Source organism: Kineococcus anabasis (assembly GCF_054590795.1).
On sequence record NZ_BAAIHU010000002.1, the window covers coordinates 772,009 to 786,790 of the forward strand.

At 77.7% G+C, this 14,782-nt stretch carries 16 protein-coding genes; 9 read left to right on the top strand and 7 right to left on the bottom strand.

From position 1 onward, the window contains the following. The first annotated feature begins 24 nt into the window (after nucleotides 1–24). Nucleotides 25–552: a metallophosphoesterase family protein gene (locus tag ACYQBY_RS06965; RefSeq protein ID WP_459643136.1), complete on the top strand. Its 528-nt coding sequence runs from the start codon at nucleotides 25–27 to the stop codon at nucleotides 550–552. Here the strand turns inward: ACYQBY_RS06965 and ACYQBY_RS06970 are convergent. Further along, nucleotides 480–1,505: an EamA family transporter gene (locus ACYQBY_RS06970; protein ID WP_459643088.1), complete on the bottom strand. Its 1,026-nt coding sequence runs from the start codon at nucleotides 1,503–1,505 to the stop codon at nucleotides 480–482. The genes ACYQBY_RS06965 and ACYQBY_RS06970 overlap by 73 nt on opposite strands. A gap of 220 nt (nucleotides 1,506–1,725) precedes the next feature. On the opposite strand from ACYQBY_RS06970, the gene ACYQBY_RS06975 reads away from it, so the two are divergent. Continuing rightward, the gene (locus ACYQBY_RS06975; RefSeq protein WP_459643137.1) at nucleotides 1,726–2,184 is read left to right on the top strand and encodes a MarR family winged helix-turn-helix transcriptional regulator; all 459 of its coding nucleotides are present in this window, start codon (nucleotides 1,726–1,728) and stop codon (nucleotides 2,182–2,184) included. A 39-nt stretch (nucleotides 2,185–2,223) separates the two neighbouring features. Here the strand turns inward: ACYQBY_RS06975 and ACYQBY_RS06980 are convergent, their stop codons facing one another. Further along, complete coding sequence (locus tag ACYQBY_RS06980) at nucleotides 2,224–3,258, bottom strand: LLM class flavin-dependent oxidoreductase (protein WP_459643089.1); 1,035 nt, start codon at nucleotides 3,256–3,258, stop codon at nucleotides 2,224–2,226. 136 nt (nucleotides 3,259–3,394) lie between these two features. Here ACYQBY_RS06980 and ACYQBY_RS06985 point away from each other — a divergent pair, with 136 nt between their 5' ends. From ACYQBY_RS06985 to ACYQBY_RS06995, 3 genes are all read left to right on the top strand, one after another. Beyond that, complete coding sequence (locus tag ACYQBY_RS06985) at nucleotides 3,395–4,057, top strand: 4a-hydroxytetrahydrobiopterin dehydratase (RefSeq protein ID WP_459643090.1); 663 nt, start codon at nucleotides 3,395–3,397, stop codon at nucleotides 4,055–4,057. Nucleotides 4,058–4,147: 90 nt separating this feature from the next. Continuing rightward, entirely contained in the window at nucleotides 4,148–5,596 is a 1,449-nt protein-coding gene (locus ACYQBY_RS06990) for an amidase (RefSeq protein ID WP_459643091.1), read from the top strand. 109 nt (nucleotides 5,597–5,705) lie between these two features. Then, on the top strand, nucleotides 5,706–6,335 hold the full coding sequence (locus ACYQBY_RS06995; RefSeq protein ID WP_459643092.1) for a TetR/AcrR family transcriptional regulator: 630 nt from the start codon (nucleotides 5,706–5,708) through the stop codon (nucleotides 6,333–6,335). Nucleotides 6,336–6,348: 13 nt separating this feature from the next. Here the strand turns inward: ACYQBY_RS06995 and ACYQBY_RS07000 are convergent, their stop codons facing one another. After that, on the bottom strand, nucleotides 6,349–7,365 hold the full coding sequence (locus ACYQBY_RS07000) for a LacI family DNA-binding transcriptional regulator (protein WP_459643093.1): 1,017 nt from the start codon (nucleotides 7,363–7,365) through the stop codon (nucleotides 6,349–6,351). 58 nt (nucleotides 7,366–7,423) lie between these two features. Between ACYQBY_RS07000 and ACYQBY_RS07005 the strand changes: the two genes are divergently transcribed. Together ACYQBY_RS07005 and ACYQBY_RS07010 are read left to right on the top strand one after the other, a co-directional pair. Beyond that, nucleotides 7,424–9,550, top strand: coding sequence for a glycoside hydrolase family 36 protein (locus ACYQBY_RS07005; protein WP_459643094.1), 2,127 nt, complete (start codon nucleotides 7,424–7,426; stop codon nucleotides 9,548–9,550). A gap of 174 nt (nucleotides 9,551–9,724) precedes the next feature. Next, on the top strand, nucleotides 9,725–10,387 hold the full coding sequence (locus ACYQBY_RS07010) for a DUF6518 family protein (protein ID WP_459643095.1): 663 nt from the start codon (nucleotides 9,725–9,727) through the stop codon (nucleotides 10,385–10,387). 12 nt (nucleotides 10,388–10,399) lie between these two features. On the opposite strand, the gene ACYQBY_RS07015 is transcribed toward ACYQBY_RS07010, so the two are convergent. The 3 genes from ACYQBY_RS07015 to ACYQBY_RS07025 all read right to left on the bottom strand — a co-directional run bounded on the left by ACYQBY_RS07015 (nucleotide 10,400) and on the right by ACYQBY_RS07025 (nucleotide 12,524). Next, nucleotides 10,400–10,951, bottom strand: a complete 552-nt coding sequence (locus ACYQBY_RS07015) for a CGNR zinc finger domain-containing protein (protein WP_459643096.1) — start codon at nucleotides 10,949–10,951, stop codon at nucleotides 10,400–10,402. A 71-nt stretch (nucleotides 10,952–11,022) separates the two neighbouring features. Then, a complete protein-coding gene (locus ACYQBY_RS07020) occupies nucleotides 11,023–11,937 on the bottom strand; it encodes a pyridoxamine 5'-phosphate oxidase family protein (protein ID WP_459643097.1) in 915 nt (304 codons plus the stop codon). A gap of 101 nt (nucleotides 11,938–12,038) precedes the next feature. Beyond that, nucleotides 12,039–12,524, bottom strand: coding sequence for a VOC family protein (locus ACYQBY_RS07025; protein WP_459643098.1), 486 nt, complete (start codon nucleotides 12,522–12,524; stop codon nucleotides 12,039–12,041). An 85-nt stretch (nucleotides 12,525–12,609) separates the two neighbouring features. Here ACYQBY_RS07025 and ACYQBY_RS07030 point away from each other — a divergent pair, with 85 nt between their 5' ends. Both ACYQBY_RS07030 and ACYQBY_RS07035 read left to right on the top strand, forming a co-directional pair. Beyond that, the gene (locus tag ACYQBY_RS07030; RefSeq protein ID WP_459643099.1) at nucleotides 12,610–13,386 is read left to right on the top strand and encodes an ATP-binding cassette domain-containing protein; all 777 of its coding nucleotides are present in this window, start codon (nucleotides 12,610–12,612) and stop codon (nucleotides 13,384–13,386) included. Then, the gene (locus ACYQBY_RS07035) at nucleotides 13,383–14,036 is read left to right on the top strand and encodes a hypothetical protein (RefSeq protein ID WP_459643100.1); all 654 of its coding nucleotides are present in this window, start codon (nucleotides 13,383–13,385) and stop codon (nucleotides 14,034–14,036) included. Before ACYQBY_RS07030 ends, ACYQBY_RS07035 begins: the two co-directional genes overlap by 4 nt. Nucleotides 14,037–14,103: 67 nt before the next feature. Here the strand turns inward: ACYQBY_RS07035 and ACYQBY_RS07040 are convergent, their stop codons facing one another. Continuing rightward, nucleotides 14,104–14,550, bottom strand: a complete 447-nt coding sequence (locus tag ACYQBY_RS07040) for a class F sortase (protein ID WP_459643101.1) — start codon at nucleotides 14,548–14,550, stop codon at nucleotides 14,104–14,106. Between the last annotated feature and the right edge of the window lie 232 nt (nucleotides 14,551–14,782).

Below are 14,782 nucleotides of genomic sequence, written 5' to 3' on the forward strand. Positions count from 1 at the left end.
TCCGGAGGGCTCGCGGCGGGTGGGCTGCGGCTGCTGCTGCTGGCCGACACCCACCTGCCGAAGCGGGCGCGGGACCTGCCGCCGCAGGTGTGGTCGGCGGTGGAGGCCGCCGACGTCGTCGTGCACGCCGGTGACTGGGTGGACGGGGCGAGCCTGGACGCGCTGTCGGCCCGGGCCCGGCGGCTGGTCGCCGTGCACGGCAACAACGACGGGCCCGCGCTGCGCGCGCGCCTGCCGGAGGTGGCGCGCGCGGAGCTGGCGGGGGTGCGCCTGGCGGTGGTGCACGAGACGGGCGCGGCCGCCGGCCGGGAGCGGCGCTGCGAGGAGCGTTTCGGTGCCCCCGGTGAGGCGGGCGGGCGGGGCCTGGACGTGCTCGTCTTCGGGCACAGCCACATCCCGTGGGACTCCACGACCCCGGGCGGGCTGCGCCTGCTGAACCCCGGCTCGCCGACGGACCGGCGCCGGCAGCCGTACTGCACCTACGTCACGGCTCGCGCGGTGGCCGGGCGGCTGGTGGACGTCGAGCTGCACCGGCTGCCGCCGCGGGGGTGAGCCGCCGCGCGTGCGGGGGCCGTCCCCGGGGTGTGCGGTGCCGGGGTGTGCGGCGCCGTCTCCGGCGGTGCCGGGTTCCGCGGCGCCCGGCGCGCCGGGAGCTGGGCGGCGGTGAGCGCGCCGAGCACGAGCGCGGCGCCGAGGAGCTGGGTGGGCCCGAGGCCCTGCCCCAGCACGGCCCAGCCCAGCGCGGTGGCCACCACGGGGCTCAGCAGCCCGAGGGGGGCGGTGGCGGAGGCGGGCAGCGCCCCGAGGCCCCGGAACCACAGCGCGTAGGCCACGGCCGTCCCGAGCAGGCCGAGGTAGGCGAAGCCCGCGGTGGAGGCCGCGGTGGGCGGGGGCGGCGCACCCTCGACGAGGAGGGCGAGCGGCAGCAGGAGCAGCCCTCCGGCGACGAGCTGCCAGCCGGTGACGGCCAGCAGGGGAGCGGGCCGCCCCCAGCGCCGGGTGAGGAGCGTCCCGGCGGCCATCGCCACCGCCCCGCCCAGCGCGGCCAGCGCCCCGACGGCGTCCAGGCGGGCGTCGGCGCGCAGCACGAGCAGCGCCACCCCGGCCACGCCCACACCTGCGGCGGCCAGCGCCCGTCGCGTGGCGGGCTCCCCGAGCAGGCGGGGTGCCAGTGCGGCGACGAGCAGGGGCTGCACGGCGCCGAGGACCGCCGCGACCCCGCCCGGCAGCCGGTGCGCCGCGACGAAGAGGAGGGCGAAGAAGACCCCGATGTTGAGGCCGCCGAGGACGGCGGCGCGCCACCACCACGAACCGGTGGGCAGGCGCCGGGAGATCAGGACGAGCAGCAACCCCGCGGGCAGCGCGCGCAGGAGGGCCGCCAGCAGGGGGCGCTCCTGCGGCAGCAGTTCCGTCGTCACGAGGTAGGTGCTGCCCCAGACCGCGGGCGCGAGCGCGGTGGCGAGGACGAGGCCCGGGCGACCTCTCAGTACCGAGATTCTTAGCACTGAGCAAAAGTATCTCAGTGCTGAGGCTTCTCGCTAGGGTGGTGCGGTGCCGAGAACCCCGCCGACGCCCGAGGAGCGCCGGCCCGCCGGGAACCGCCCCGCCGGGCGGAGCGCGCCGGGCGGCCGGAACCACCCGGACCACCCCGACCACCCGGACCACCCGGACCACCCCGACCACCCGGACCACGTCGACGGTGTCCTCGCGCAGTGGGCCGCCGAGCTGCCGGACCTCGACGTCTCCCCGATGGCCGTCGTCGGCCGCCTCAGCCGTGCCGCCCGCGCCGTCGAGGTGGCGCTGCGCCGCAACTTCACCGAGCACGGCCTCGACCAGGCGTCCTTCGACGTCCTGGCGACGCTGCGCCGCAGCGGGCCGCCCTACCGCCTCACCCCGGGTCAGCTCGGGCGCAGCGCCATGGTCACCTCCGGTGCCGTCACCCAGCGCCTGGACCGCCTGGAGGCCGAGGGGCTGGTGCGCCGCAGCCCCAGCGCCTCCGACCGGCGCGTGGTGGAGGTCGAGCTCACCGACACCGGCCGCGCCGTCCTGGACCGCGTCCTGCCCGCCCACCTCGCCGTCGAGCAGCGCCTGCTGGCCGGGCTCGACGCGGACCAGCGGCGCGTCGTGGTCGACGGGCTGCGCCTGCTGCTCTCCTCCGTCGAGGCGGAGGGGATGCGGGACTGAGCGTTCCCGGCGGAGGACGATCGCCGCGCGCCGGTCCTGTCAGCGCCCCGGCAGGCCCGCCGCCCGCGCGAGCAGCTCGTAGGAGAGGCGCCGTTCCGCCGGGTCGTGCACGTTCGTCATCACCATCAGCTCGTCCGCCGTCGTGACCGCGGCCAGGGCGTGCAGCCGCGCCACCACCTGCTCCGGGGTGCCGCTCACCAGGCGCGAGCGGTTCTCCGCGGCCAGCGCCCGGTCCAGCTCCGTCCACGGGTGCGCCGCGGCCTCCTCCGGGCTCGGCAGCGGCCCGGGCCGCCCCGAGCGCAGCCGCAGGAACGCCAGGTCCGAGGCCAGCGCCAGTTCCTCCGCCCGCTCCTCGGTCGGCGCGCAGAGGACCGCCAGGGCCAGGACGGCGTGCGGCTCCGGCCAGGACGGGGAGGGGCGGAACGCGGCGCGGTAGGAGCGCACGACGGAGGCGGCGTCGGCGCTGCCGAAGTGCCCGGCGTAGGCGTAGCCCGTGCCGAGCCGCGCCGCGACCTGCGCCCCGTGCGTGGAGGAGCCCAGGATCCACACCGGCGGCAGCGGCACGTCTCCCGGAACGGCCGTGATCGACGCGAAGGGGTGCCCGGCGGGAAAACCCTCGGCGTACCCGTGCAGCTCCTCGAACTGCGCCTCGAAGTCGTCGGCTCCCAGCAGGTCCCGCGAGCGGCGCAGCGCGATCGCGGTGCGCCCGTCCGTGCCCGGTGCGCGGCCGATGCCCAGGTCGATGCGCCCCGGGTGCAGGCCGTGCAGCACGCGGAACGTCTCGGCCACCCTCAGCGGCGAGTGGTTCGGCAGCATGACGCCGCCGGTGCCGACCCGCAGGGTGCTGGTGGCGGCCGCGACCGCGGCGACCATCACCTCGGGGCTGGAGCTGGCGAGGCTGGGGAGGTTGTGGTGTTCCGCCAGCCAGTACCGGGTGTACCCCAGCCGCTCGGCCGTGCGCGCCAGCTCCACCGTCTCGTGCAGTGCGCGCGAGGGGAGCGAGCCCGACGGCACGGGGGACAGGTCGAGCACGGACAGGGCGGGCGGGGGCCCGGACGGGGCGGCGGCGCTCACGGGCGGAACAACCCCGGCGGGCGACCCCCTGTTCCGGCCGGCGGTTCCGGCGCGTCACCCCGGTCACGTGGCCCCGGCCCGCCCGTCGCGGCGCGGCGCTCGCGGCACGCCCGGGGCGGCGGCACACTCGGGTCCCATGGGCCCGAAGCCGTTGTCCCGTCCCGAGATCGACGCCGCGCTGCGAGAACTGCCGGACTGGCGGGTGCACGGTGGCGCGCTGCACGCCGTGTACGCCTTCCCCACCGCCGCCGCCGCGATCGGCTTCGTCGGGAGCGCCGGCGCCGAGGCGGAGGCCGCCGACCACCACCCCGACGTGGACTGGCGCTACCGGCACGTGTTCCTCACCTCCACCACCCACTGCGCGGGGAACGAGGTCACGGCGCGGGACACGGCGCTGGCCGCGCGCCTGTCGGAGCTGGCCGCCGCGGCGGGCGCGACGCCGGAGCCGGCGCTCGTGCGGACGGTCACGATCGGCGTGGACTGCGCCGATCCCGCCGCCCTGGGACCGGTGTGGGCGGCGGCCCTCGGCTACCGCGCCGGGCGCGGCGGCGACCTCGTCGACCCGTGGCGGCGCGGGCCGGCGGTGTGGTTCCAGCGCACCGCGACCCCGGCGCCCTCCCGGCTGCACGTCGACGTGTACGTCGCCGACGAGACCGCCGGGGAGGTGGTGGACCGGACCCGCGGGCGGGGTGGCGAGCTGCTCGACAGCCGGTTCGCCCCCTCGTGGTGGGTGCTCGCCGACCCGGACGGCAACCGCGTCTGCGTGTGCACCGCCGAGGAGGCACCGGAGGCCCCCTGAGCGCCGGCGGTGGGTGGGACGACCCCTTGACGATACCGGTCGGTCTCACCATGATACCGACCGGTATCAGCTCGTGGGGAGGAGTTCGACGTGGACGTGCGCGAGTACGCGGAGCACGACGCCACCGGCCTGGCGCGCCTGGTGGCGGAGGGGCAGGTGACGCCGGCGGAACTGGCGCAGGCGGCGCTGAGCGCCGTCGAGGAGGTGGACCGGCACCTGAACGCCGTCGTGGAGACGTGGGAACCCGATCCCGAGGACCTGGTGCGCTCCGCCCCCGGGTCACCGCTGGCCGGGGTGCCGTTCCTCGTCAAGGACCTCGGTGTGACCCTGGCCGGCCGGCGCAGCGAGTGGGGCAGTCGCCTCGCCGAGGGCCTCACCGCCCCCGGCGACTCGTTCCTGGCCCGCCGGTTCCGCCGGGCCGGGCTGGTGACCATCGGCCGCACGGCCACGCCCGAGCTGGCCATGAGCACCTCGACGGAGTCCGTCCTGCACGGCGCGACGCGCAACCCGTGGTCCCCGGCGCACACGGCCGGTGGTTCCAGCGGTGGTGCCGCCGCGGCGGTGTCGGCACGGGTGGTGCCCCTCGCCCACGCCACCGACGCCGCCGGGTCCATCCGCATCCCCGCGGCGCTGACCGGCCTGGTCGGCCTCAAACCCACGCGCGGCAGGGTCTCCTCCGGGCCGGCGGTGGACGAGGTGTTCAACGGCCTCGGCGTCCAGCTCGGCCTGACGCGCAGCGTCCGGGACACCGCCGCCCTGCTCGACATCGCCGCCGGCCCCGAGGCCGGTGAGCCCTACACCATCGCCGCGCCGCAGGAGCGCTACGCCGACGTCGTGACCCGCGACCCGGGGCGCCTGCGGATCGCCCTGGTGGTGGAGGGCTGGGGGCGGCGGCGCACCGATTCCCGGGTCGCCGCCGCCGTGACCGGCACCGCGCGGCTGCTGGAGTCGCTGGGCCACGACGTCGAGGCGGCGGCGGTGCCGCTGGGCGTGGGGTGGGAGGAGTTCGTCGCCGCCAACGCGACCATCTGGGCCGCCAACCTCGTCCCGCTCGTCGACACCCTCGCCGCGGCCACGGGGCGCGTGCCGGGGCCGGCGACCCTGGAACCCCACGCGCTCGCCGCCTACCGCGACGGCCGCCGCCTCAGCGCCGCACAGCTCCTCCTCGCCCTCGACGTGCGCAACCGCGTCACGCGATCCGTCGGAGCCTTCTTCGGGCGCCACGACGTCCTGCTGACGCCCACCGTGCCCGACGGCCCGGCACCGCTGGGGGTGCTGCACGAGGACGCCGGCGACCTCGGCGCCGTGGGGTGGGTGGACCGGATGCTCGACGGGGCACCGTTCACGCCCGTCTTCAACGTCACCGGGCTGCCCGCCGTCAGCCTCCCGGTGGGCGGCCCCCAGGCACCGGGGACGCCCGTGGGGATCCAGCTCGCCGCCGCGTTCGGGCGGGAGGACGTGCTGCTGTCCCTGGCCGCCCAGCTGGAGCGGGCCGCACCCTGGGCCGACCGCGTTCCCCCCGTCGCGGCCGGTCGCTGACGCGGGCGCCCGCGGGCCCGGGCCGCGGCACCGCTGCGCTGCGGTACCCGGGGGTCGCCGGTCGGTATCGTGGGGTCCCGGTCGGCAGCGGTGAGCGGAGGTGCCCGCGGTGGGGGCAGCGGTTGTGAGGGCGTCCGCCCCGCGGGAGCGCCTCCTGGCGGCCGCGGCCGACCTGTTCGCCCGGGAGGGCATCCGCGGCGTCGGCGTGCAGGCCGTCGCCGATGCCGCCGGCACCACCAAGATGGCGATCTACCGGCACTTCGAGACCAAGGACGAGCTCGTGGCGGCGTGGCTGCGCGAGCTCGCCGACGGCTACCAGCAGCTCTTCGACGACCTCGCCGCCCGCCACCCGGGCGATCCGCGGGCACAGGTGCTGGCCCTGGCGGAGGAGGTCGCCGCCGGCCTCGGGCCCGTCGCCGGTCGCGGCTGCGCGTTCGCGAACTCCCTCGCGGAACTGCCGGACCCCGCCCACCCGGCGCGCCGGGTCGTCCTGGAGCACAAGGCCCGCCAGGTGGAGCGCCTGACCGCGCTGTGCGCCGGTGCGGGCGCCGCGGACCCCGGGGCGGCGGCCGCGGAGATCACCTTCCTGCTGGAGGGGGCGCAGGTCGCCGCGCAGAACGGCAGCGTGCCCGACCCCGGGCGGCGGCTGGTCGCCGCGGTGGGCGCCGTCCTCGACCGGGCGGTCCCGGTTCCCACCGCGCGGCGGGGCGCCCGCCGGCGCCCCGCCCCCGCGGGCTGAGCCCCCGGCCCGCTCAGCGCGCCGGGGGCGGTGCGGTGCTCTCCCGCACGACGAGCGTCGTCGGCACCAGTTCCGAGCGGGTGTCGCCGCGGCCCGCCAGCTGCGCCAGCAGCAGCGCCACCGAGCGGCGCCCGATCTCCGCGAAGTCCTGGCGCACCGTCGTCAGCGAGGGGCGCAGGAAACCCGCCCACGGCTCGTCGTCGAAACCGATGACGCTGACGTCCTCGGGAACCCTGCGCCCGGCGTCCGTCAGCGCCCGCAGCAGGCCCACGCACAGCTGGTCGTTGCCGCACAGCACCGCGGTGACGTCCGGGCGCGCCGCCAGTTCCGCCCCGCGGCGGTACGCCGACTCCGGGTGCCAGGTGCCCTGCAGCGGCTCGGGCACGGCGCGGCCCTCCTCGCGCAGCACCTGCAGCCACCCGGTGCCCCGGTCGGTGACCTCCGAGTTCGGCAGCGCGATGTGGTGCACCGTGGCGTGGCCCAGCTCCAGCAGGTACCGGGTGGCGGCCACCGCGCCGCCGTGCTCGTCGAGGCGGGCGTAGAGGCGCCGCCCCGGGCCGGTGCCCGTGCCGCCGACCCCGATCGCCGTGACGCCGGCGGGCACGGCGTCCAGGGCCTGCGTCCCGGCGTCGTCGTGCGTCAGGGAGATCACCCCCGCGAGGGGCTGCGCCAGCACCCGTGCCGTCGTGGCGCGCACCTCCGCCTCCGAGGTGGAGCCCAGGACGGTGATGACCACGTCGAGGTCGGCGTCGCGGGCGGCCTCCTCGATCCCCTGCAGCGCGTAGGCGTAGCCGTACAGGGCCGTGTTGCTCGCCAGCACCGCGACGGTGCGCCCGCGCCCGGTGACCAGCGCCCGGGCCGCGGAGTTGGGGTGGTACCCCAGTTCGGCGATCGCGGCGAGGACGCGCGCACGGGTGGACTCGGCGACCGGTCCCTGGGAGTTCACCACGCGCGAGACGGTCTGGTACGACACTCCCGCCAGGTTCGCGACGTCGGTCATCGAGGGGGGCCGGGAGCGCTGGTAGGGCACGCCCGGAGCATACGAAGGCAGCCTTGACCCTGCGGGTGTGTACGTTCACACTCCTCGGGTGCCTCCTGTTCCCACCACCCACCGTGACCTCGCCTGGACGTTCAGCGGTGGCACCGTCCACCTGAGCGCCCCCACCGACGCACCGGTGCGCATCCTCGGCCTCACCGCCCCCGGCGCGCCCCTCCCGGAGGGCCGCGGTTCCTTCCTCGTCGAGGTCGCCGCCGACGGCGACGGGCACGCGGCCACGAACTCCCACAGCGAGCACTTCAGCTACCGCACCAGCCACCGCCTGCGCCACCTCGGGCACGAGGAGGTCGACGGCCCGCGCGGGCCCGAACTGCACGTCACCCAGGGCGACCCCGACACCGGGCTGCGCGTCGTGTCCGTCCTGCGCGACGAGGGCGGCGCGGGGGCGGTGCGCGCCTGGACCCGCGTGCGCAACGAGGGCCCCGGGCCCGTGCGCCTGCGCTACGTCTCCTCCCTCACCCTCGCCGGGTTCACCGCCGACACCGCGAGCTGGCGGAACACCCGCGTGCACGTCGTGCGCAACGGCTGGGCCGCGGAGTTCCGGTGGCTGTCCTCCACCCTGGAGCAGGCCGGGATCGTCGCCATCGGGTACGCCGACCACCCCGCCCCGCCGTCCACCCGTTCGCGCTTCCCCGTCACCGCCCTCGGGGCGTGGTCCAGCGGGGACTTCGTGCCCGTGGGCGCCCTCACCGACGACACCGGCCGCGCGTGGCTGTGGCAGCTGGAGCACAACGGCCCCTGGCACTGGGAGCTGTGCGACGCCGAGCCCGACCTGCGCGTGCGGCTGTCCGGGCCCACCGAGCAGGAGCACGCCTGGACGACCCTGCTGCAACCGGGGGAGGAGTTCACCAGCGTGCCCGTCGCGGCCGTCGCCTCCGGCTCGGGCCTGGAGGACGCGATCGGGGTCCTCACCCGGTACCGCCGCGCGATCCGCCGCCCCAACGCCGACGACGAGGACCTGCCCGTCGTCTTCAACGACTACATGAACGCCCTGTGGGGGAACCCCACCACGGAGAGGCTCCTCCCGCTCGTGGACGCCGCCGCCGAGGCCGGCGCGGAGTACTTCGTCGTCGACTGCGGCTGGTACACCGATGAGGAGAACTGGTGGGACCTGCCCGGCGACTGGGTGGAGTCCGCCCGGCGCTTCCCCGGCGGCATGGCGGAGGTGTTCGACCGCATCCGCGCCCGCGGGATGGTCCCCGGCCTGTGGCTGGAACCCGAGGTCGCCGGTGTCCGCAGCACCCGCGCGCGGGAACTGCCCGACGAGGCGTTCTTCACCCGCGACGGGCACCGGGTGTTCGAGAACGAGCGCTACCAGCTGGACCTGCGCCACCCGGCCGTGCTCGCCCACCTCGACGCCACCGTCGACCGCCTCGTGGAGCGGTACGGCATCGGCTACTTCAAGTTCGACCACAACATCAACGCCGCGCCCGGCACCGACGTGGACGCGGACTCCCCGGGGGAGGGGATGCTCGCCCACAACCGCGCCGTGTCGGCGTGGCTGGACGGGCTGTTCGCCCGCCACCCGCACCTGGTCGTGGAGAACTGCTCCTCCGGCGGCCTGCGCGTGGACCACGCCCAGCTCTCGCGGCTGAGCATCCAGTCCACCTCCGACCAGGACGACCTGCTGCTGTACGCGCCGATCGCGGCGGCGGCCCCCTCGGTGCTGACGCCCGAGCAGGCCGCGGTGTGGGCGTACCCGCAGGCCGGGATGGACCCGGAGCTGCTGGCGTTCACGATGGCCAACGCGATGCTCTCCCGCGTGCACCTGTCCGGGCTGCTGAACCGGATGGAGCAGGGGGACCTCGCGGCGGTCCGCGCGGCCGTCGACGTCTACAAGGACCTGCGCGCGGCGATCCCCCGCTCGCTGCCGTTCTGGCCGCTGGGCCTGCCCGGCTGGTACGACGAGTGGCTCGCCACCGGCCTGCTCGACGGCGGAGAGGTCCTGCTGACGGTGTGGCGCCGCGGCGGGCAGGACTCCGCCCGGCTGGCGGTGCCCGCGCTGGCCGGCGCGCACGTGGACGTGGAACTGCTGTACCCGGCGGACTCCGCGGCCACCCCGGCGCCCACCACGGCGTGGGAGGCGGCCACCGGCACCCTCGCGGTGACGCTGCCCACCGCGCCGAGCGCCCGGGTCCTGCGGCTGCGGCGCACCTGAGCCGCCGGGCCGCACGCCTCGGGGGAACCCCGCGCGCCTCCTACCCGAGGCCGCCTCCACCCGGGGGACGACGGCGCGGCCCGACCGCGGGATGACGACGGCGGCACCGGCCCCGCCTAGCGTTCCGGGTGCGGCCGGAGGTCCCGGTCGCACCCCCCCCCCCGAGGAGGCTCCGTGGACACCGCCGCGACCACGCCGCGGACGCGGCAGGCGCGCGCGGGGCGCGCACGGGGCGCCGGTGCGGCGGCGGTGGCCACCGCGCTCGCCGCGGGTCTGGCCGGCGGGGTCCTCACCTCGTACGCGCAGGGCCTGCTCGGCGACGCCCTGGCGCCCCTGGCGAACTCCGCGGGCTCCTGGTGCCTGCTCGCGGCGCTGGTCTCGCTGCGGGCGCGGCGCCCCGTCCTCGCCGCCCTCTGCGGAGCCGTGGCGCTCCTCGCCCTGAACGCCGGGTTCGGCCTGGGTCACGAGCTGCGCGGGTACACCTATTCGACGCGCACGTTCCTGTTCTGGAGCGCCTCCGCCGTCACCGCCGGGCCGGTCGTCGGGTTCTGCACCTGGTGTCTGCGCCGGGGCCGCCCGCTCGCGTCGGCCCTCGCCGCGGGTGTGCTCGCCGGCATCCTGGCGGGGGAGTCCGCGTCCGGCCTCACGCTCGTCGCCGGCACCACCCCCGCCGGGTACTGGCTGGTGCAGCTCGGTCTCGCCGCGGCGCTGCTGACCGTCGTGTCCGTCCGCAGGCTTCGCGCACCGGCCCCCGTGGCAGCGGCGTGCGCCGTCACGGCCGCGACGGCGGCGGCGCTGTGGCTGGTGTACGCGGGGGACCTGCTGGCCTGGTTCTGAGCGCCCGCCCGCTCACCCGGTGCCGGTGCCGGTGCCGGTGCCGGTGGTGCGGGCGTGGTGGCGCCGCGCCTTGAGGCGGTTGCCGCAGCCCGCCATCGAGCACCAGCGGCGGGCGCCCCGGGGGCTGGTGTCCACGAAGTGCAGGACGCACTCGTCGTTGGCGCACCGGCGGATCCGGCCCGGACGCTCCTGCAGCAGGTCCAGGTACCGGCGCGCGGCCTCCCACGCGGGCAGCGCCGCCGGCGGCGCCTCCGCCTGCCGCAGCGGACCGCCGGTGCCCAGCCGCAGGCGCAGCCGCCCGGTCCCCAGCACCGCGGAGACCGCCGCCGCGGCGGCCGGGTCCTCCGGGGCGGCGACGTGCGCGCCGAGCGCTGCGCGGGTGCGGCGCAGGGTTTCCACGGCCTCGGCCAGGTCGGCCTCCGGTACGGCCAGCTCCCACGAGGTGAGCCACTCCGCCGTCGCGGACGGGTCGTCGAGCAGGTCGAGGAGCCGGCCGCCGGAGAACCACCGCGTGTTGAGCAGGTCCACCGGCAGGGGCTCGCCGGTCAGGGGGCGCTGGAGCACACGCCCAGTGTCCCCCGGAGCCGGAGCCGGAGCCGGAGCCGGAGCCGGGGACGGGATACCGGGGGAGGCGCTCAGGCGGACACCCCCGCACGCGCCGGCGGGTTGAACCGGCTGGGTTCCGGTGCGCTCCAGCGCAGCGGTGTCGCCGACGGCAGGTCCACCACCCCGGTCACCGTGAACTCCACGAGGCTGCGCGCACCCGGCGGGGCGGCGGCGGCGAAGTCGACCCGGGCGGTGCCCGTCACCTGCAGCAGGCCGCCGGTGCCGAAGTCGGGGAACAGCAGTCCCGCGCGCGGCCGCGCGAGGAGGTTGCCGAGGGTGAGGTACATGCTGTTGCCCGCGTACTCGGGCCAGCGCAGCGTCGTGGGCCCGGTGACCTCCACGAACCCGGGGGAGCCGCCGCGGTGGCTGGCGTCGGCGCTGCCGTCGGGGTGGGAGGTGGCGACGAAGAAGGTGTCGGCCCGCGCCACGGCGGCGGCCTGCTCCGCGTCCAGGGCCGTGTCGCGCCGGACGGGGCCGGGGGTGGTCCCGGTGACGGTGCGGGGGGTGCGGGCCTGCAGGTACTTGGGGCAGTTCGCGACGACCTGGTCCAGGTGCAGGCGGAACCCGCTGCCGGGCAGGGGTTCGGTGGTGCCGTTGAGGCGGACCCGCCGCCGGGTGGCCGGTTCGATCGCCAGGGCGCCGAGGGGTCCGCGGCGGGTGGCCAGGCCGTCGAGGGCGTCGCCCGGTACGGGTGCGGACAGCACGTCCACCGCTGCCGGGCCGGCGGGACGCAGGAAACCCGGGAGACCGGTGAGCATCGTCGCCCAGACGTCCCCCGCCCGGTCGGCGGCGCCGGCGACGAGCAGCGGCTGGGTGGCGAGGAACTCCTGCGCGACGGGCGGCAGGGCGGAGCGGATGGCCCGACCGCTGCGGGCGGCGATCTCCGACTCGCCCGCCAGGCGCTGGGCGGTGAGTTCCTCGGGGGAGTACGGCGAGTCGGGCACAGGAGCTCCTCGGGTGGTGCGCGGCGGGTGCCCCGCGGGGCCGGGTGGCGCCGCGCGCGTGCCGCCCCGGCGTGGGCCGGCACGCGCGCGGCCGGGATCCGTCAGAAGAACCCGCACGTCGGGGCGTCGGCGACGGGGGCAGGCACCTCGTCCAGCCCGGCCGGGGCGAAGACCTCCAGCCGCGTGCCGTCGGGGTCGAGGAAGAACAGCCCACCGCTGGCGGCGCCCTCGCCGTGGGCGACGACGCCCTCGTGCAGCGGCTCGACGCCGCGGGCGCGCAGCCTCGCCTCCGCCTCGCGGACCGCGGCGAGGTCCTCCACCTGGAAGGACAGGTGGTGCAGGCCGGGGCGGCCCGGGTCGAACCGGCCCTCGCTCTGCTGCCACAGCGTCAGCACGAGGGTGCCGCCGGTGCCGAGGAAGGCGTACGCGCGGCCGGGCTCGGCGGAGGTGCCGAGCACGTCGAGGCCGAGAACCCCGGCGTAGAACTCCGTCGAGCGCCGCAGCTCGCTCACGTTGAGCCCGACGTGGCCGGTGCCGAGGCCGGTCAGCGGGCCGGTGGTGGAGGTGGGCGCGGTGGTGGACGTCATGGAGGGCTCCCGTCGTCGATCTAACCTTTAAAACTGTAACAACCGGTTAGTCGATCCTGTTCCGCACCCCGCCTACGCTGGCGCCGTGCAGGCCCGTCCCCTCCGGATGCGCGGCGTGCGGTTCCGCTACCGGCGGGGCCCGCTCGTCCTGCGCGACGTAGACCTCGCGCCCGAGCCCGGCACCGTCACCCTCGTGCGCGGCGGCAACGGCAGCGGCAAGACGACCCTGCTGCGCCTGGCCGCCGGGCTCCTGCGCCCCACCGGCGGCACCCTCGCGCGCGCCGGCGACGTCGGCTACCAGCCGCAGACCGGCGGTGAGGCCCCGCCCCGCCTCGCCGCCGGGCCCTGGCTGCGCTTCGCCGCCGCCCCCGCCGCGGAGGAGGCCCTCGACCTGCTCGCCCGGCTCGGCGGCCCACCCCCCACCGCGCCCCTGGCCGAGCTCAGCGGCGGCTCCCTCGCCAAGGTGCTGCTCGCCGCCGCCCTCGCCCGCGGCCGCGAGCTGACCGTCCTCGACGAGCCGTTCGCGGCGCTGGACGCCGCCTCGGTGCCCACCGCCTGCGACCTCATCACCCGGGCCGCAGCCCGCGGCGGCACCGTCCTGCTCGCCGACCACACCGCAGCGGCCGCCGCGACGGCCGGCCGCGTCCTCGACCTCGCCGGCGGTGCCCTCACCCCCGCACCCCCCGGCGCCCCCGCGTCCGCACCCCCCGGGCCCGGGCAGGGCGGCCGGTGGCACCTCACCGTGCAGCCGGCCGGTGCGGCGCCCCGCCGGCTCGTCGTCCCCACCGCCGAGCGCGACCGGGTGCTGCGGGACGTGCTCGCCGCCGGCGGCTCCGTCCTCGGCGTGGCGGAGGAACCGTGAGCGGCGCCGGCGTCGTCCACCACCTGCGCCTGCTCGGCCTGCGGCAGTCGTTCCTGCCGCCCGTGCTGGCGTACCTGGTGCTGCTCGCCGTGTTCTACGCCTCCGACGCCGGGCCACCGCTGGCGGCCGGCGCCCTGACCGCCGCCCTGCTCGTGCCCGTCGCCGCGTGGGTGCAGCGGCTCGTCAGCACCGCCGAGAGCGAGCCCTTCGCCGAGATCACCCTCGTGCGCTGCGGCGGCCGGCTGCGGCTGCTGCTCGTGCGCCTGGCCACCGGCCTGCTCGTCGGCGCCGCCCTCTCCGTCGTGGCGGTCGCCTGGGCGGCGATCGCCAACCCGCACCCCTACCCGCCGGGCACGATCGCCGTGCTCACCGCGGTGCACCTCGCCGAGGCGGTCGCCGGCGCCGGGCTGGGCTCGCTGGTGTCCCGGCCGCTGCGGGTGCGGGTCGGCACCGCCGCGCTCGTGGTCAGCGGCTGGTCGGCCGCCTCCCTCGCGGTGCCGTTCCTGCCGCCGGCCGGGCCGCTGCTGGTGGCCTTCGCCACCTCCTCCGGCACGACGGCCGCCCGGGTCGCGGCGGTCGCGGCCGCGCTCGCCTCCGGGGTGCTCGCCGCCGCCCTCGGCCTGCGCGCCGCGACGGCGCGGGGCCGCTGAGAGCGCGGCGGTGCCGGGTCAGCGCCCGGGGTCGGGGCCCGCGCCCGGGACCGGGCCAGCGCCGGGTTCAGGCCCCGGCGCTGGCGAAGACCACGACGTTGTCGGTGTAGTGACCGCTGCGGGCGTCGAAGCGACCTCCGCACGTCAGCAGCCGCAGCGCGGGCCCCGGCACCGGCCCGTACACCTCCGCCGTGGGGAAGGCGTCCTTCGGCACCCGGCGCACGGCGTCGACGACGAAGTCCACGACCGTGCCGTCGCTGCGGCGCACGTGCACACCGTCCCCGGGCCGCAGCTCGCGCAGGCGGAAGAACACCGCCGGCCCCCGGCGGGAGTCGACGTGACCGGCCAGCACCGCCGGGCCGGGCTCGCCCGGCACCGGCCCGGAGGCCAGCCAGCCCGCGGTGTCGTCCTGCTCCAGCGCCGGCACCTCCAGCGTGCCGTCGGCCGCGATGCCCAGGTGCAGCAGGTCCGTCTCCACCCCGATCGCCGGGATGCTCAGCGAGACGGGTTCCACGCCACCCGCGGCGGCGGGTGCGCCAGCCGGAGGCGCCGGGACCGGTGGGGGAGCCAGGACCGGTGGGGGAGCCGGGAGCGGCGGGAGCGCGGGGGCTCGCGGGGGCGCGGTCACCGGCGGGGGCGCGGGGGCGGGAACCGCGGGGTCGCCCTGCGCGGCGGGGCCCTGCGCGACCGGGGCGGCGGGGCGCTGCGCGGCCGGGGCGGCGGGGCGCTGCGCGGCCGGGGCGGCG